Genomic DNA, 16,060 nt, shown 5'->3' on the forward strand with positions numbered 1-16,060 from the left:
TGGGGCCACTGCCGGCCCTGCCACACCGCGACGTCCCGGTCCATCCAGCCGCTGCGCTGGTAGCCCGCCCTCTCGAGCGGGCCCCCGGAGGCTCGCTCCGGGGGGTCAGCGGCCGGGGCGGGAACCGGCCAGCTCGCGGGCGGCCGCCGCGGCGTCGCTGTCGAGCTGCTGCGCGACCGCGGCCAGGAAGGTGTCGTAGGCCCGCTCGGGGCTGACGCCCAGCGCCCGGGCGATCTCGTCCCAGTCGGCGCCGCCGCGCAGCGCCGCGCGGATGCCGACCAGCCGGCTGTCGTGTGCCTTGCGGGCGACGACCTCGCCGAGGGCGAGCAGTTCGAGGGACTCGTGCACGTCGAGCTGGGTCTCGGTGGCCTTGAGCGACGCCCAGCCGTCCTCGTCCTCGTCGTGCCGCACGGTGTTCAGGGCGGTGTCGCCGTTGTCGCGGCGGCTCAGGAAGTCCAGTCGGGTCGCGGCCGTGGACAGCGAGAACTCCGCTTCCAGGGCCTCGGGGGTGATGCTCATGGGGAAGGTGTCCCCCGCCTCCCGGGCGTGGCAAACCGGGAGCGGCGCTTGTCACCCGTCCGGCACCCGGTTTCACCCTCCGCACATGGCGAGGGCCCGCACCCCTCGCGGGGTGCGGGCCCTCGTCAGGACGGGGTCCGTCGATCAGCTGGAGACGCCGACGGCTTCCTTGGCCAGGTCGGCCAGGCGGGTCTGCGCGGCGCTGGCCACGTTCGACCGCTTCTTGTGGGTCTCCTCGTAGCGGATGATCACGTTGATGTCGTGGGGCGTCGTGAGCTGCTTGATCGCCTTCACGGCATCGGTGGCCGCCATCGAGTCGTAGCCCTTGATCGGCAGCTCGTCGGCGCTGACGTCGCCGAGCTCCTCGCGGGCGGCCTTGGCGGCGTGTGCGGCCTGCGGGTTGCCCTCGCGCTGGGCGATCCGCTCGGCGCGGCGCAGGCCGGCGGCCCGGCTGACGGTGAGCGTCTCGCGCACGGCGCCGCTGAGCGCGGCGGCGCGGTCGGCCACGGCGCCGAGGCGCTCGGTGGTCTCCTCACCGGCGTGCTGCACGGTGTCGACGGCGCTGTTGACCGTGTTGTGCACGAACCGGACGGGCGCACCCGCGGCGCGGGCCACCGTGCCGGCGACCTTCTGCAGCGGGGTGGCGACGAGGGCGGCCGGGCCACCCATGGCCTCCTCGGCGAGGACGACGGTCAGCCACTCGACGGTGGCGCGGTGCGCCTCGATGAGCTTCTCGGCCAGGCGCGCGACCTTCGTCTCGCCGGCCGTCTCGGCCAGCACCTTGACGTAGGTGGCCCGGTCGAGCAGCTGGTGCTCGAGCTGCAGGTCGGTGAGCAGCGCCTCCTCCAGCGGGCCGGCCTGCTCGAAGGTCGCCTTCAGGGTGGCGGCGAGCCGGCCGAGAGCCGGGGTGACGACGTCAGGGACGCCGCCGGCGGCACGCAGCGCCTCGGTGATCTCGATGGTGCGCGCCGCCGCGTTGTCGGCGTTCTGGGTCAGCTCGCGACGGACGGCGTCGGTACGGGCCTGGGAGATCCGCGTCCGGGCGACCTGCTCCTCGGTCTGCGTGAGCAGGACGAGGGCGCGCAGCTGGTTCTGGATCTTGGTGTTGTCGGTCATGACTGGGAACAACTCCGTGGGATCGGGGATGACCTGACGGTCTGGGTCATGCCCCGATCCGGCGGAGTGCTAACTCTTGCAAGCGATTTGCTAGCAGTGAGGCCGGTCACGCGTCTCCGCGTGCAACGGCCCGGTCAGACCAGTGCGTCGCTCTGCCGCTCCAGCGGGGTGCGCGGGGTGACGTTGAAGCGGAGCACCGGCTGCGTGTCGTCGTCGCGCAGGTACTGCGGCGCGAGCCGCGCCCGGCGGGCCGGCAGCGGGGACGGCGGCAGACGCTTGCCGCAACCGACGCAGAACCGGCCGCGCTGCTCGACCGCGTCGCAATGCGTGCAGGTCATGGATGCCTCCCCGATGGGCGTGGTGTGGAACCGGACCGGGGAACAGTGACAGGCCCACCGGCGACCCCGAGGCGTTCCGCATGCGGTGGGACGACATGTCATCGAACCGTCATGCAGGCGGTCTGGTGCCGGCCACGCGGGGTCAGGGGCCGCCGACGGCCTCGAGCAGCCGGTCCAGGAAGGGCACCTGACCGCCGACCAGCTTGGCCCTGGCCTCGTCGACCGCGAACCAGGCCGCCCGGTCGATCTCGGGGAACTCCTGGATGCGGCCCGAGCGCGGCGGCCACTCGAGCTCGAACGTGTTGCTGGTGCAGGCCGCCGCGTCCAGGTCGCCCTCGGCCGCCCAGACGGTGAGCACCTTCCCCGAGGCGCGCAGCTGCCCGAGGGGCACCAGGTCGGCGGCCGGCACCGGCGAGCCCAGCTCCTCGGTGAACTCGCGGTGGGCGACGGCGAGCGGGTCCTCGTCGGGGCCGTGCTCCCCCTTCGGGATCGACCACGCGCCGTCGTCCTTGCGCGCCCAGAAGGGCCCGCCCATGTGGCCGAGCAGCACCTCGCGGCCGGCCGGTCCGCGCCGGTGCAGCAGGATCCCGGCGCTGGTCCTCGGCACCTCCCGGATTCTGCCGGGCCGGGTCAGACCAGGCTGGTCCGGGTGACGCCCTGGCTGCGCCAGTACTCGTTGAGCGCGTTGTTGGTCCGCACGAACCAGATGAAGGGCCCGACCAGGATGAACATGCCCGGGAAGAACCACAGCCCGGTCAGGGCGGTGACCGGCGGCGCCTGGCCGCGGCGCTCGTAGAGCTTGCCCACCTCGTTGCTCAGCAGGAACGGCGAGACGATTCCGAAGATCAGCGAGATGACCAGGGCGACGATGCCGCCGAGCCCCTCGCCCGTGTGCCGCTTCATCTCCTCGTGGGTCTGGAAGTAGTAGACGAAGCCCCAGATCCCGAAGGTGACGAAGAACAGCAGGATGATCATGCCGGTGGGTCGCATCGTGCCGAGCGCCCCGTTCGGCTGGGCGTACTGCGCCCAGGACGGCGGGGCCGGCATGGCGGCACCGGGACCCCCTGGCCCCTGCTGCCCGTAGCCGGGCTGCTGGTGGCCGGGCTGCACGTAGGGGTCCTGCCCGTAGCCCTGCTGCCCGTAGCCGGGCGCGGAGATCTGCTGGGTCTGGTCGACCGGCGGTGCGGACGGCGGCGTGCCGTGCGGCTGCGGCTCGTGCTGCGGTGTGCTCATGCCGGCTCCTCCTGGCGCGCGTGGGCAGCGGCATCGTGTCACCGTCGCGACGCACGTGGGGTCTTCCGGCGCGCGCCGGGAAGCGAGCGGCCGTGCCGTCGGGGGCGACGACACGGCCGGTCAGGTGGTGCGAGGCGCAGCAGGCGGGCGTTCAGCCCTGGGCGCCGACGCTCCGCCAGTAGGCGTTGAGCGCACCGTTGGTCTTCACGAACCAGACGATGGGCCCGACGATGATCAGGATCCCGGGGAACACCCAGAGACCGGTCACGGCACTGACCGGCTTGGCCTGGCCGCGACGCTCGTAGAGGTTGCCCACCTCATGGCTGTGGAGGTAGGGCGAGACGATGCCGACGAAGAAGGCGAGCAGGAAGGCCACGAGCCCGCCGAGGCCCTCGCCGGTGTGCTTCTTCATCTCGTCGTGGGTCGCGTAGTAGTAGTACAGGCTGTAGATGCCCAGCGTGACGATGCAGAGCAGGATCGCGATGCCGGTCGGCCGGATCTTGCCCGCGGGGCCCTGCGGCGCCGCGTACTGGGCGCCGACCGGAGCGTTCGGCATCGGCTGACCGCCGTAGCCGTAGGTCTGACTGGGCTGCGCCGCCGGGTACGGCTGGCCGTAGTCCGGAGCTGGGGAACCACCTGGCGTGGACATGCGCCCGCTTCCTGTCGGTCGTGCCGGCACTTCCGGCATCCGCGCGGAACCTAGGGGTCGGCCGCCCGTCGCACCAGGACATCGGGGATCGACCGGTCGCGCCGCCCCGTGCGATGACCGGCGTCCCAGCTGCCCCAGCGCAGCGGCCGGGCGGACGGGCGCGAGCTCTACCGTCCGCGCCACTCGGGCCGGCGCTTCTCCAGGTAGGCGGCGATCCCCTCGCGGCGGTCCTCGCTGAGGTAGGGGTTGGGGCCGACGTCCAGCCGGAGCGCCTGCCACAGCGGCAGGTCGACGCCCTTGACGGCGGTCTCCTTCATCCGGCGGACACTGATCGGCGCATTCCCCGCGATCCGCCCGGCGAGCTCCATGGCGGTGGGCAGCACCGCGTCGGCGTCCACGATCCGGTTGACCAGACCCCAGCGCTCGGCGTCCTCGCTGGTCACGTACTCGCCGATCAGCAGCATCTCCAGGGCGATGCCCATCGGGATGCGCTTGGGCAGGACGACGGAGCCGAAGTTGGCGCCCATGCCGATCGTCGCCTCGGGCAGCCCGAGCTTGATGCCGGGAGCGGCGACCCGCAGGTCGCAGGCAAGGGCCAGCTCGAACCCGCCGGCGACGGCGTGCCCCTGGAGCGCGGCGACGATGGGGACGGGCGTCTCGGTGACGACCTCGAACAGCGATCGGCCGGGGCGGTTCATCGGCGGGCGGAAGCGCTCGCCGCGCTGGTCGCGCTCGCGGATCTCCTTGAGGTCGAAGCCGGCGCAGAACGCGGGACCGTTGCCGGTGAGCACGATGGCGCGCACCTCGCCGCCCTCCCCCGCGTCGAGCAGCTGGTCGACCAGGTCGGCCTGCAGCCCGGAGGAGAGTGCGTTGCGCCGCTCGGGCCGGTCGAGGGTGAGCACGCGGACGTGCCCTCGGTTCTCGACGACCAGGCCCGACTCGTACCGCTGCGATCCGCTCACGACCCATTCGTACCGGTCCCGCTCGTGGTGCGGCCCGTCGGGTCGGGTTGTCGCCGTACAGGGGGCTTGCGGGGTCCGGGTCGTGAATGCACGACCGACCACCCTCCCGACGGAACGACTGTTCAGGCCCTGGCGCGGCCGGCCCTGCGGCCGCCGCAGCGATGAGTCGGCGCTTCTCACCCGTCTGTACCTGTACGACCGGCCCACGAGAGGAACACTGTGATGACAACCGAGACCGAGGCATCCGTGCGGGAACTCATAGAGCTGCACGAGAGGTGGTTCGCGGCCGCCGAGAACAAGGACGTGGAGGCGTCCATGGAGCCGATTTCCGCCGACATCATCTCCTATGAGCACGTCTCGCCGCTGCAGTTCACCGCGCTCGACGACATCCGCAAGGAGTGCCAGCGCGGCTTCGAGCAGGAGCTCGATGACTTCACCTGGACCGTCCCGGACCTGCGCGTGATCGTCCGGGAGGATCTGGGCGTCGCCTGGGGCCTGAACAGGATGGCGAGCCGTCGACCCGACGGGACGGAGCGGGTCACGTGGTCGCGAGGGACGCGGATCTTCCGCAAGGTCGACGGCAAGTGGCTGATGGTGCACCAGCACGTGTCCTTCCCGTTCGAGCCCGAGACGGGCGCGGCGGCGCTCGCGCTCGCGCCGTGATGGCGGCGCCAACGGGACCGGAGACCATCCGGGCTCTCATCGAGGACTGGGTACAGGCCGTGAACGCGGCGGACCTCGACGGGGTGTGTGCCCGCCGGACGGACGACGTCGTGCTCATGGACGTGCCGCCCCCCGAGGAGGGCGTGCGCGGGATCGACGCCTACAGGGTCGCGTGGTCACCGTTCCTTGAGTACGTCCGCAGCGGCGCGGTCTTCGAGCTGGCGGATCTCCGCGTGGAGGCCGGCGAGGACGTCGCCTGGGCGTGGGCACTATTGCGGTGTGGCACCGCCGACGAGCTGGCCGCCCGGCCGGAACGACGCCTGCGGCTCAGCGTCGGCCTGCGTGCGAAGGACGGTGCATGGCAGGTCGCACACGAGCACCACTCCTTCACGGGAACGTGACGACGCCCGCGGTGGAAGCCGAGGCCGACCTGGGCAGTGTCTTCGAGCAGCGCCGCCGCGAACTCCTGGTGCTGTGCTACCGCATGACGGGATCGTTCGCGGACGCGGAGGACTTGACACAGGAGACGTTCCTGCGCGCATGGCGCAGCCGCGACGGGTTCCGCCACGGGTCGTCCCTGCGCACCTGGCTGTACCGGATCGCGACGAACGCCTGTCTGGACTTCCTCGCCCTCCACGAGCGGCGCGCCGCGCCTACCGATTCCCTGACAGAACTGCTGGAGGGCGAGGGCAGGATCGGCCCGTTCCCGGACTGGCGACTCACGTCCGCGCCGTCGGGCCCCGATCCTGCCGTCGTGGTCGAGGCCAGGGAGACGACCGAGCTCATGCTCGTCGCCGCGCTCCTCCGCCTGCCGCCGCGGCAGCGGATAGCGCTCATCGCCCGGGAGTTCCTCGGGCTGTCCTCGACGGAGACCGCGGCGCTGCTCGGGGTCTCCGTTCCATCAGCGAACAGTCTCGTGCAGCGGGCGCGTGCCGAGGTCAGGCGGTGTCACGGGACATCGGAACGTGGCCTACCGGACGCTCCTGTGGACGACGGCCTCGTCCGGCGGTACGTCCGCGCCCACCAGGACGGCGATGTCGACGCGATCACCGCGATGTTGGCGGCGGACGTGCGCGTCAGCATGCCGCCCGAGGAGCCCGCCATCGGCCGCGCCGCCGCTGCGGCGTTCTTCACCCGAGCCGTCGGACCTTCGCGTCCCGGAGAATGGCGGCTCGTGACAGCGCGTGCGAACGGGCGGCCGGCCACGGTGAACTATCTGCGCCGTCCCGGCGATCGTCTGTTCCGTGCGCTGTCCGTCGACGTGCTCACCTTTCGCGGCGGACAGCTCGAGGCGATCCACTGCTTCACGGACCACCGCGCCGTCGCAGCGTTCGGGCTTCCCATCGAAACGGACCGATGACAGGCGTCGCTGTCGCGAACGGTCCGAGCGCGTGGCGACGTCTGCCCGGCCCCGGCCAGCACTGCTGAGGCGGCGCGCCATCCGGAAGGCACCGGTGCAGGACCCTCCCCTCGTTGCAGACGCGCGACGACCGCGTCCCCCAACGATCAGGCGGGGACGAGGAACGGCTCGTGGACGACGATCTCGGTGCCGTCGGGGCGCCGGGTGCGCCATCGGCCATTCGGTTGTCGTTCGACGCGGAAGCCGTGGTGCACCTTGGTGTGGTGCCGTTCGCACAGCAGCGCTGAGTTGTCGAGATCGGTGTTGCCGTCGTCGATCCAGTGGACGAGGTGGTGGACGTCGCACCAATGGGACGGGGCGTCGCACCCGGCGAACACGCAGTGCCGGTCGCGCACCTCGACCGCTCGGCGCAGGTGCGGTGGGAACAGGCGCGTGGAGCGGCCCAGGTCCAGCGGTTGGCCTTCGGGGCCGATGACGATGCGGGTGACGTTGCCGCCGCAGGCCAGCCAGCGCGCCTCGGCCGCGGAGATGATGCCGCCGAAGCCGGTCCGTCCGGCACCTTCCCCGGTCGAGGTGTCCATCAGGTCCTCGAGGTCGATGGTGACGACCACGTGCGGCTTCACCGTCCGCATCGTGGGCAGGTCACCGGAGGCGAGGGCGTTGTCGCACAACTGGACCAGGGCGTCGGCCTGCTGCTGGGAGCGGGTGCGCACGTCGCCGGCGGGCCGGTTGGCCTGGACGATGGACTCGACCGCGGCCAGCAGCTTCTCCCCGCCGATCTCATCGAGGACGAACCGGCCGGTGACCATGCCATGACTGTCCCGGGCCGTCGCGAAGCTGCGGTTCTCCGTCGGGTCGGGCTCGGTGCCGTCAGGATCGAGCCGCGCGAGGTAGTGGCCGACGACCTGCCGCAGCTCGGAGTGCGCCCGGGTCGCGGCCACCGTGGCGAGTGCCGCGTCGACCGCAGGCACGTCCACACCCTGCTCGTCGGCGCGGGCGAGGTTCTCCGCCGCCGCCACGGGCGCGATCGTGGACACCGCCTCCGCGGTCACCGCGCCGGCAACAGCCGCTGCCGCGAGGGCGGGTAGCTGCTCCAGGACGCGGCCGTTCCGGACCAGCCGGCTCGCCTCCCCTTGCGACAGTCGGTGGTGCCCCCGCAGCCAGGAGGACATCGATGCCTTCCCGTCGTGCTCGGCCGCCTGGGTCAGCTCCCCCTCGCGCACCGTCCGCGCCAGCACCGCGTCCAATCGGTTCCGCGCCACGAGCAGCGAGCCGGTGCGCTCGATCACCGCCGGGCCGAACGACCCCTTCAGGTCCTCACCGGCCAGCGCCTCCAGCACACCTGCGAGGCACGCCACCGGAGTCGCACAGTCGGTCGAACACATGTACGAATCCTACCGCTATCGAGTGCCGGGCACCACCTGAATCCCCAGGTCAGCGGCCTGTCCACAGATTCATGCTTGCCTCGCCGCGAGTGGAGAAGCGCGTCCAAAGGGAGGCACCGCCGGTGCGTGCGGGCGGCTGTCCACGGCGCGGCCCTGCCCTATGGTGGGAGTGAGGTGCGACTCGGCAGCCACCGCACAGGGGAGATGGCCGATGGAGCGATACGAGCACAACCAGTACTCGCCGGCCGGCCAGATCGATCAGTGGGGCGACCTGGCTCAGGGGCTGAAGCAGAACAGGCCGGGAAGACGCCGAGCCATGCGCATGCTCGTATGGCTCGCTGTCGTCCTCGTCGTCGGGCTCGGGCTCGTCTACCTGCTGGCCCTGAGCGGGCTCCTCGCCTGACATGCGGGAGCGTCCAGCACGCTGACCAACTCCGCGCGGAGGGCCGTCGGCTGCTCCGCGGGAGAGGCTCCGGGAAGAGCGGCGCTGAGTTCCCGCGCCACCGCACGTCTACGTCATGACGGCCGCCGAACACCGGCCGCGGGAGGAGCACGCGATGACCGAGACCGGCACCGACCAGACCCAGCGTCACCTCCAGCCGTGGATCGCGCAGACGTACAGCAGCCTCGCGGACCTGCTGGACGACGGCTCCGCCGACCCCTGGGACGCCGCCACGCTGTGCGAGGGCTGGCAGGTCCGGCACGTCGTCGCCCACGTGACCATGCCCGTCCGGCTCACCCCCGAGCGGTTCGGCGCGGAGATGGCGGCCGCGGGCGGGGACTTCGGGCGGCTCTCCGACACGGTGGCTGCCCGCGACGGCGCCCTGCCGGCCGACGACCTCCTGGCCGACCTGCGCTCACCGACCCTGCACCAGTGGGAGCCGCCGGGCGGTGGCGCGGCCGGCGCGCTCAGCCACGCCGTCATCCACTCCCTGGACGTCACCGTCGCGCTCGGCATGCCTGCGGTGGCACCGGGCGAGGCGGTCGTCGCCGTCCTCGACCAGCTCACCGCCGCGAACGGCGCCTTCTTCGGTCTCGACCTGACCGTCACGGGGCTCGAGGCGGACGACGCCGACTGGTCCTGGGGCGAGGGCGACGTCGTCCGCGCCGGCGCCGGCGAACTGGTCGCCCTGCTGGGCGGTCGCACGTTGCCCGACGGTCGCACCCTCCGCCGCTGACGGAAGTCAGCGGGTGTTGCGCACCCGCATGGTGATCGTGGTGCCGATGCCCAGCGCCACACCCGGCACCGCGAACCACATCGGCCAGAAGTGCACGGACCCGTCCGCGGCGAGGCTGACCAGCAGCCACACCGTCAGGTTGATCGCCACCACGCTGGCCCACGCCGTCCACAGGATCTTCAACGCCAGCGGGAAGCGGGCCGGGCTCCGCACGACCGATGCCCCCGCCGCCCGGGCCACAGCCGCAGCGGACGACACCGTGTAGGCCGGCACGGGCGAGTTCGGCCGCGCCGGCAGGTCGGTGAACAACCGGTCGAGGTCCGCGTAGGTCACCGCCGCGTAGGCCTCGGCCAGCCGCCGGTCGTACTCGGCCAGGTCGAGCCGGCCCTCGTCGTGGGCGGCGCGCAGCCGGTCGGCCGCCGCCTGCCGGTCGGCGTCGGCCGCCCGCAGCCCGGGCGCGTGGGTCATGCCACCTCCGCAGTCCAGACGTCGCCCGTCATCGTCGCACCGGAGGACCGGCTCCGGAACGGATCCGGTCCTCCACGGCGCCGTCCCTGTGATTCGCACCGGCTTCCCGACGCAGGCGTCACATGCGCCCCACCCGTCGGGGAGCATGAAGGGACCATTCCGTCCTACCCGGTAGACAGGTGACATGGAGAGCACTGTCGATCTCGACCTCCGCGACGCCGTGGCGCCGCAGACGGCGGCGATCTCCATCGAGATCACCTCCACCCCGGTGCTCAGCTACGCCCTGGCGCACAACGGCATCCCCGTAGTCCCGCGGCTGGCCCTCACCTCCGAGGCCACCGTCCGCGGCGCGACCGTGCGGCTGTCGGTCCGTGACGCCGAGGGCCCGATCGCCCGGCCCGTGGAGCTGCTGGCCGACATCGACGCCGGTCGCAGCACCGTGCTCACCGACGTCGGCCTGGTCATGGACCCCGCCGCGATGCTCCAGGTCGAGGAGCAGCGGCCGGGCGTCATCGACGTCGAGGTTCTGGTGGACGGCGAGGACGGTCCGGTCCTGGCCGGTGAGGCATCCCGGCCCGTGCAGGTGCTCGCCGCCAACCAGTGGCTGGCCTCTCCCCTGCCGCTGGCACTGGAGATGCTCGCCGCGCACGTCATGCCCAACCACCCCGCGGTCACCGCGCTGGTCGCCGAGGCCGTCGACCACCTCGAGCAGGCCACCGGCAGCGGCGCCCTCGTCGGGTACGCCGCGACGGCCGAGCGGGTCGACGAGGTGGTCGCCTCGATCGCCGAGACCCTGCGGGCCCGCGGCCTCCGCTACAGCGAGCCGCCGGCCACCTGGTCCGACGTCGGCCAGCAGGTGCGGACGCCGGGCGACGTCCTGACCTGGAAGGTCGGCACGCCGCTGGACACCGTGGTGCTGCTGGCCGCCGCGCTCGAGCAGGCCGGCATCCGGCCGCTGCTGTGGCTCGCGGAGGGGCACTCGTTCCTGGGCTACTGGCGCGAGGAGCGCAGCGCCGAGTCCGCCGCCACCACCGACGCCGCCGGCCTGGTCAACCTGGTCGACCTCGGGCTGATCGGTCTCGTCGAGACGACGCTGCTCACGAGCATGGGCGAGCCCGGCGCCGACCTGCACCGCCCGGCCTACGACGGCTGGCTGACCGGCGAGCTCGACCGGATCATCGGCGTCACCGACGTCCACCGCGCCCGGCGCGACGGCATCGTGCCGCTGCCGGCGCGCGCCCGCGACGAGCAGGGCGTGCTGCAGGTCGTGGAGTACCGGGCCGCGGTGCACAGCGCCCCGGCACCCCCCGAGGGGACGACGACGGCGGCACCCCGCCCCGAGGCGCCTCCGCGGGTGCAGCAGTGGAAGAACGCCCTGCTGGACCTCAGCCTGCGCAACCGCCTGATCAACTACACCGACCGCACCGGGCTGGCGCTGACGGTGCCGGCCACCTCGCTGCCGGTGCTGGAGCGGTTCGTCCACGACGGCACACCCATCACGCTGCTGCCCGGCGACAAGCTCGCCGCCGTCCAGGCCGAGCGCGGCCTCACCGGCGCCGGCGACCTGCCCTCGCAGCAGCTGGCCGACCTGCTCGTCGAGCGCCGCGAGCTGCACGCCGACGTCACCACCGGCGGCTACCTCCCCCGGCTGCGCAACCTGGCCTACCGGGCCAAGACCGTGCAGGAGGAGACCGGCGCCAACAACCTCTACCTGGCGCTCGGCTCGCTGGTGTGGGAGCTCGACGGCCGGCCGCTGCGCTCCCCGCTCGTGCTCATCCCGGTCACGCTCACGCCGCTGAGCCGCACCGGCTCCTACCGGCTCGCGCTGGACGAGTCGGGCAGCACCGCACCGAACTACTGCCTGCTGGAGAAGCTGCGCCAGCTGCACGGGCTCTCCATCCCGACGCTGACCGAGACCGCCGACGGCACGATGGACGTCGAGGCGGCGCTGGAGGCCATGCGGGTCGCGCTGGTCGGCCACGGGCTGCCCTACCGCGTCGAGGCGACGGCGGACCTCGCCGTCCTCCAGTTCGCCAAGTACCGGCTGTGGAAGGACCTCGACGAGCACTGGGCCGACTTCGCCCAGAACCCGCTGGTCTCCCACCTGGTGCACGAGCCCACCGAGCCGTTCACCGACCCGGCGCTGGACACCGGCGCCTTCGCCGACCTCGACGACCTCGCCGCGCAGCTGCCGGCCCCCGCCGACGCCTCGCAGCTGCGGGCGATCGCGGAGGCCAGCGCCGGGCGCACCTTCGTGCTCGAGGGCCCTCCCGGCACGGGCAAGTCGCAGACCATCACCAACCTGCTCACCCGGGCGGTCGCCGAGGGCAAGCGGGTGCTGTTCGTGGCCGAGAAGCGGGCGGCCCTGGACGTCGTCGCGCGCCGCCTCGACGCCGTCGGCATGGGCATGTTCGCCCTCGACCTGCACGACAAGGGCAGCCGCGCCTCGATGGTGCGGGCGCAGATCCGGCTGGCGCTGGAGCACGCGGTCGCCGTCGACGAGCAGGGGCTGGCCGCCGACTCGGAGAACCTGCGCTCGGCCCGCCGGCTGCTGGCCCGCTACGCCGACCGGCTGCACACCGAGAACGCCGCCGGGCTGTCGCTGTACACCGCCCGCACCGCCGAGCTGACCGCCGGCACCGACGTCGAGCCCCTCCCGGTGCCGCTGCCCTTCGTCGCCAACGCCGCTCCCGAGGTGCTCGCCCAGATCCGGCGGGCCCTGGCGCTGCTGCCCGAGATCGCCGACCTGACCCGCCCCTCACTCCGCCACCCGTGGGCGTTCGTCGACTCCCCCGCCATCGACCTGCCCGCCACCCAGGCCGCGGCCACCGCCGTGGACGAGGCGGTGCGCGCCGTCGCCGGCCACGCCGAGCTCACCCAGGTCCTGCGGCACGCGCGCACGCCGGACGACTTCGCCGCCCTCGGCCACCTGCTCGGCGGGCCGGCGGTCGGGCTCGACGTCCTCGACGAGACCTTCTCCGGCCGCTGGACGACGGCGACCGGCGCGGTCCTCGGCGAGATCGCGGCCTTCCTCGCCTTCCGGCACCCGGGCATGGACCTGGTCGCCCCCGAGGTGCTGGCGCTGCCGCTGGCCGACATCTACGTGGCCGCGCAGACCGCCGCCGCGTCGTCGTGGTGGGGTCGCCGGCGCCGGCTGGTCGCCGTGCGCGACCGCCTCGCCCCGCACCTGCGCGCCGAGGCCAAGGTCAGGCCCAAGGACGTCCCCGCGCTGGTGGAGAACCTGTGGCGGGTGCAGACCGCGGTGCAGCAGATCGCCGGCCGCGTCAACGCCGTCCCGGGCCTGGCCGTGCCCGAGGGCTGGAACCCGTTCGTCGACCCGCACCTGCCCGAGCACCAGGTCGCCTGGCTGCGCCGCGCGGGGCAGGCCGTCGACGGGTCGTCGTCCTTCCACGTCCAGCTGCGCAAGCTGATCGTGGCCGGCATGCCGGTCGGTCCGGAGGCCGCCACGGCCGTCGACCGGCTGCAGCGCTCGGTGACGGCACTGGTGCGCGTCTGCGCCACGAGCGCCGACCAGCTCGCCGCCTGGACCGGGGACGACGGCTTCACGCTGCGCTGGTCGATGACCCGCCCCGAGCGCGGCACCGACGGCTCGGTGCTCATGTCGCTGCGCCGCTGGGTCAGCTTCCTCGACACCCTCGAGCCGCTGCGCTACGCGGGGCTCTTCGACGCCCGGCGGCTGCTCGTCACCGGTGCGATCGCCGCCGACGACGCCGTCCGCGCCCTGGACCGGGGCATGGCGACGGCCTCGGTGACCGAGCGCCTCGACGCCACCGGGCTGGACCTCTTCGACGAGGGGCTGCACGAGAAGGCGATCACCCGCTTCGCCGCCGCGTCCCGGGCCGTGCGGGAGCACCTGACCGCGGCCCTGCCCGCGTCGGTGCTGGCCACGCGGCCCTTCGACGCCGCGTCCGGTGCCGGCCAGGTGGGTGCGCTGCAGCGCGAGCTGGCCAAGCAGCGCCGCGGGCTGGGCGTCCGCCAGCTGCTGGCGCAGTACGGCGAGCTGATCACCTCCGTCATGCCGTGCGTGCTGGTGTCGCCGGACTCGGTGGCCCGGTTCTTCCCGGCCGCGGCCGCGCAGTTCGACCTGGTCGTCTTCGACGAGGCCTCGCAGATCCGGGTCGCCGACGCCGTGGGCGCACTGGGCCGCGCGAAGGCCGCCGTCGTCGTCGGTGACTCCAAGCAGATGCCGCCGACGTCCTTCCTCGAGCCGACCGCCTCGGTCTCCGACGACGTCGTCGAGGTGGAGACCGCGGTCGAGGACGAGGAGTCGATCCTCAGCGAGTGCGTGCAGGCGCGGGTGCCGCGCCACTGGCTGTCGTGGCACTACCGCAGCCAGGACGAGTCGCTCATCGCGTTCTCCAACGCGCAGTACTACGAGAACCGGCTGTCGTCGTTCCCGGCGCCCACGCACGGCCGGGCGTCGTCGGAGCCCGACGGCCGGGGCGTCTCGCTGGTGCGGGTGCCCGGCACCTTCCACCGCTCCGGCGCCGGCCGCCTGCTGCGGACGAACCCGATCGAGGCCAAGGCGATCGTCGCCGAGATCCGCCGCCGGTTCGACGCGGTACCCAAGTGGGACGGCGTCGACGCGGTGCCCTCGATCGGCGTGGTCACCTTCAACGCCCAGCAGCGCTCCTACATCGAGTCGCTGCTGCGCGACGCCGACGACGAGCGGCTGGCCGCGGCCCTGGACCGCACCGACGGCGAGGGCCTGTTCGTCAAGAACCTGGAGAACGTGCAGGGCGACGAGCGCGACGTCGTCTTCTTCTCCACCGGCTTCTCCCCCACCGCCGACGGCACGCTGCCGCTGAACTTCGGCCCGCTCAACCGCAGCGGTGGCGAGCGCCGGCTCAACGTCGCGATCACCCGCGCCCGGCGGCAGGTCGTCGTCTTCTCCTCCTTCGACCCGGAGCAGCTGCGGGCCGAGGAGACCAGCTCGGTGGGCATCAAGCACCTGCGCGCCTACCTCGACATGGCCGAGCGCGGCACCGACGTGCTGCCCCGTTCGCCGCGGTCGGTCGCCGTCGTGGACCGGCACCGCGAGGAGATCGCCGCCGCCCTGCGCGAGCGGGGTCTGGTCGTGCGCACCGACGTCGGTCTCTCGGAGTTCCGTGTCGACCTGTCGATCAGCCGACCTGTCGACCCGGAGACCCCGGTCGCGGCCGTGCTGCTGGACAGCCCGGCATGGGCGCGGCGCGGCACGGTCGGCGACCGCGACGGACTGCCGGTCGAGGTGCTCGGCGGGCTGCTGCGCTGGCCGGTGGTCTCCCGCGTCTGGCTGCCCTCGTGGCTGCTGTCGCCGTCCACCGTCGTCGACCGCCTGGTCGAAGCGGTCGACTCCGCTCCGGCCACCCCGGTGCTGCCGGCACCGATCCCCCTGCCGACGGCGGCGGTCGAGTCGTTCAAGGGCGTGGCGGCGCTGCGCTCGTCGGTGACCGCGTCGGTGGCGGTGCCCGCGACGTCCGCGCCGACGCGTCCGGCCGCTTCCAAGCCGGCGGCGGCCAAGCCCGCGCGGCCGGTGGCGATGGAGGGCGAGACGCCGTTCGTGCCGTGGATCCCGAAGACCGCCGGCGAGAAGTCGGTGCTCGACGAGCTGCCGGCGTCCAAGGCCGCGCGCGTGGTGCGCCGCGTGCTCGCCGCCGGGATCAAGGCCGAGGGCCCCATCCACGTCGACCGGCTGGCCAAGCTCACCGTCGGGGCCTTCGGGCTCAACCGGGCGACCGAGTCGCGGAAGTCGACGCTGCTGTCGTTGCTGCCCCCGTCGGCCGTGCAGGGCGAGCACCTGTGGCCCGAGGGCGTGACGCCCGAGAGCTACGAGGGTTTCCGCCGTCAGGTCTCCAGCACCGACCGGCCGATCGACCACGTCGCGCCCGAGGAGATCGCCAACGCGATGGCGGCCCTGTGCCGCGCCTCGGCGGGGATGGGCCGCGGTGAGCTGCTCACGCAGACAGCGGCGGTGTTCGGGCACAAGCGCCGCTCCGCCGCGGTGACCGGCGTCCTGGAGCAGGCGCTGACCGCCGCGATCGAGCGCGGCAAGCTCACCGAGCAGCCGAACGGCCTGCTCACCATCTGACCCCGTCCCCGCTTTTCCGCGGTAAAGCGGTCTGCTTTTCCGCGGTTAAGCAGACCGCTTTTCCGCGGAAAGGCGGGGCGTGGAGTGCTCCCGGGAAA

Annotated in this window: 15 protein-coding genes; 6 read left to right on the plus strand and 9 right to left on the minus strand. The window is 73.0% G+C overall.

What is annotated here, in order from left to right; translation table 11 throughout:
- Window positions 1-105: 105 nt before the first annotated feature.
- The 7 genes from BLS70_RS02255 to BLS70_RS02285 all read right to left on the minus strand — a co-directional run bounded on the left by BLS70_RS02255 (window position 106) and on the right by BLS70_RS02285 (window position 4,817).
- A complete protein-coding gene (locus BLS70_RS02255; RefSeq protein WP_091763859.1) occupies window positions 106-519 on the minus strand; it encodes a hypothetical protein in 414 nt (137 codons plus the stop codon).
- 144 nt (window positions 520-663) lie between these two features.
- The gene (locus tag BLS70_RS02260; protein WP_091763860.1) at window positions 664-1,635 is read right to left on the minus strand and encodes a hypothetical protein; all 972 of its coding nucleotides are present in this window, start codon (window positions 1,633-1,635) and stop codon (window positions 664-666) included.
- A 134-nt stretch (window positions 1,636-1,769) separates the two neighbouring features.
- A complete protein-coding gene (locus tag BLS70_RS02265) occupies window positions 1,770-1,973 on the minus strand; it encodes a hypothetical protein (protein ID WP_091763861.1) in 204 nt (67 codons plus the stop codon).
- 142 nt (window positions 1,974-2,115) lie between these two features.
- On the minus strand, window positions 2,116-2,580 hold the full coding sequence (locus tag BLS70_RS02270; protein ID WP_091763862.1) for an NUDIX hydrolase: 465 nt from the start codon (window positions 2,578-2,580) through the stop codon (window positions 2,116-2,118).
- Window positions 2,581-2,603: 23 nt separating this feature from the next.
- Window positions 2,604-3,206, minus strand: a complete 603-nt coding sequence (locus BLS70_RS02275) for a DUF4234 domain-containing protein (RefSeq protein ID WP_255362178.1) — start codon at window positions 3,204-3,206, stop codon at window positions 2,604-2,606.
- A 151-nt stretch (window positions 3,207-3,357) separates the two neighbouring features.
- Window positions 3,358-3,855 carry a DUF4234 domain-containing protein gene (locus tag BLS70_RS02280; RefSeq protein WP_255362179.1) on the minus strand — a complete coding sequence of 166 codons (498 nt, stop codon included), beginning with the start codon at window positions 3,853-3,855 and terminating at the stop codon, window positions 3,358-3,360.
- A gap of 167 nt (window positions 3,856-4,022) precedes the next feature.
- Window positions 4,023-4,817, minus strand: a complete 795-nt coding sequence (locus tag BLS70_RS02285) for an enoyl-CoA hydratase/isomerase family protein (RefSeq protein ID WP_091763864.1) — start codon at window positions 4,815-4,817, stop codon at window positions 4,023-4,025.
- Between the two features lie 222 nt (window positions 4,818-5,039).
- Between BLS70_RS02285 and BLS70_RS02290 the strand changes: the two genes are divergently transcribed.
- Genes BLS70_RS02290 through BLS70_RS02300 form a run of 3 tightly spaced genes read left to right on the plus strand, consistent with a single transcriptional unit; the run spans window position 5,040 to window position 6,840 of the window.
- Window positions 5,040-5,480, plus strand: coding sequence for a YybH family protein (locus tag BLS70_RS02290; protein WP_091763865.1), 441 nt, complete (start codon window positions 5,040-5,042; stop codon window positions 5,478-5,480).
- Window positions 5,480-5,881, plus strand: a complete 402-nt coding sequence (locus BLS70_RS02295; RefSeq protein ID WP_091764185.1) for a YybH family protein — start codon at window positions 5,480-5,482, stop codon at window positions 5,879-5,881. Before BLS70_RS02290 ends, BLS70_RS02295 begins: the two co-directional genes overlap by 1 nt.
- Window positions 5,878-6,840, plus strand: coding sequence for an RNA polymerase subunit sigma-70 (locus BLS70_RS02300; RefSeq protein WP_176946240.1), 963 nt, complete (start codon window positions 5,878-5,880; stop codon window positions 6,838-6,840). Before BLS70_RS02295 ends, BLS70_RS02300 begins: the two co-directional genes overlap by 4 nt.
- Before the next feature lie 146 nt (window positions 6,841-6,986).
- Here BLS70_RS02300 and BLS70_RS02305 read toward each other — a convergent pair whose 3' ends face one another.
- Complete coding sequence (locus tag BLS70_RS02305; protein ID WP_091763867.1) at window positions 6,987-8,225, minus strand: HNH endonuclease signature motif containing protein; 1,239 nt, start codon at window positions 8,223-8,225, stop codon at window positions 6,987-6,989.
- 211 nt (window positions 8,226-8,436) lie between these two features.
- On the opposite strand from BLS70_RS02305, the gene BLS70_RS02310 reads away from it, so the two are divergent.
- A complete protein-coding gene (locus tag BLS70_RS02310) occupies window positions 8,437-8,628 on the plus strand; it encodes a hypothetical protein (RefSeq protein ID WP_091763868.1) in 192 nt (63 codons plus the stop codon).
- Window positions 8,629-8,782: 154 nt separating this feature from the next.
- On the plus strand, window positions 8,783-9,403 hold the full coding sequence (locus BLS70_RS02315; protein ID WP_091764188.1) for a maleylpyruvate isomerase family mycothiol-dependent enzyme: 621 nt from the start codon (window positions 8,783-8,785) through the stop codon (window positions 9,401-9,403).
- Between the two features lie 6 nt (window positions 9,404-9,409).
- Here BLS70_RS02315 and BLS70_RS02320 read toward each other — a convergent pair whose 3' ends face one another.
- Window positions 9,410-9,871 carry a DUF1707 SHOCT-like domain-containing protein gene (locus BLS70_RS02320; protein ID WP_091763869.1) on the minus strand — a complete coding sequence of 154 codons (462 nt, stop codon included), beginning with the start codon at window positions 9,869-9,871 and terminating at the stop codon, window positions 9,410-9,412.
- A 184-nt stretch (window positions 9,872-10,055) separates the two neighbouring features.
- Between BLS70_RS02320 and proA the strand changes: the two genes are divergently transcribed.
- Complete coding sequence (gene proA / locus BLS70_RS02325; RefSeq protein WP_091763870.1) at window positions 10,056-15,962, plus strand: anti-phage protein ProA; 5,907 nt, start codon at window positions 10,056-10,058, stop codon at window positions 15,960-15,962.
- Window positions 15,963-16,060 lie beyond the last annotated feature (98 nt).

Source organism: Blastococcus aurantiacus (assembly GCF_900102425.1).
GTDB classification, from domain to species: domain Bacteria; phylum Actinomycetota; class Actinomycetes; order Mycobacteriales; family Geodermatophilaceae; genus Blastococcus; species Blastococcus aurantiacus.

Coding starts and splice junctions, on each gene's coding strand:
- BLS70_RS02255 (WP_091763859.1), bottom strand. CDS start 519: ATGAGCATCACCCCCGAGGCCCTGGAAGCGGAGTTCTCGCTGTCCACG.
- BLS70_RS02260 (WP_091763860.1), bottom strand. CDS start 1,635: ATGACCGACAACACCAAGATCCAGAACCAGCTGCGCGCCCTCGTCCTG.
- BLS70_RS02265 (WP_091763861.1), bottom strand. CDS start 1,973: ATGACCTGCACGCATTGCGACGCGGTCGAGCAGCGCGGCCGGTTCTGC.
- BLS70_RS02275 (WP_255362178.1), bottom strand. CDS start 3,206: ATGAGCACACCGCAGCACGAGCCGCAGCCGCACGGCACGCCGCCGTCC.
- BLS70_RS02280 (WP_255362179.1), bottom strand. CDS start 3,855: ATGTCCACGCCAGGTGGTTCCCCAGCTCCGGACTACGGCCAGCCGTAC.
- BLS70_RS02290 (WP_091763865.1), top strand. CDS start 5,040: ATGACAACCGAGACCGAGGCATCCGTGCGGGAACTCATAGAGCTGCAC.
- BLS70_RS02295 (WP_091764185.1), top strand. CDS start 5,480: ATGGCGGCGCCAACGGGACCGGAGACCATCCGGGCTCTCATCGAGGAC.
- BLS70_RS02305 (WP_091763867.1), bottom strand. CDS start 8,225: ATGTGTTCGACCGACTGTGCGACTCCGGTGGCGTGCCTCGCAGGTGTG.
- BLS70_RS02310 (WP_091763868.1), top strand. CDS start 8,437: ATGGAGCGATACGAGCACAACCAGTACTCGCCGGCCGGCCAGATCGAT.
- BLS70_RS02315 (WP_091764188.1), top strand. CDS start 8,783: ATGACCGAGACCGGCACCGACCAGACCCAGCGTCACCTCCAGCCGTGG.
- BLS70_RS02320 (WP_091763869.1), bottom strand. CDS start 9,871: ATGACCCACGCGCCCGGGCTGCGGGCGGCCGACGCCGACCGGCAGGCG.
- proA (WP_091763870.1), top strand. CDS start 10,056: ATGGAGAGCACTGTCGATCTCGACCTCCGCGACGCCGTGGCGCCGCAG.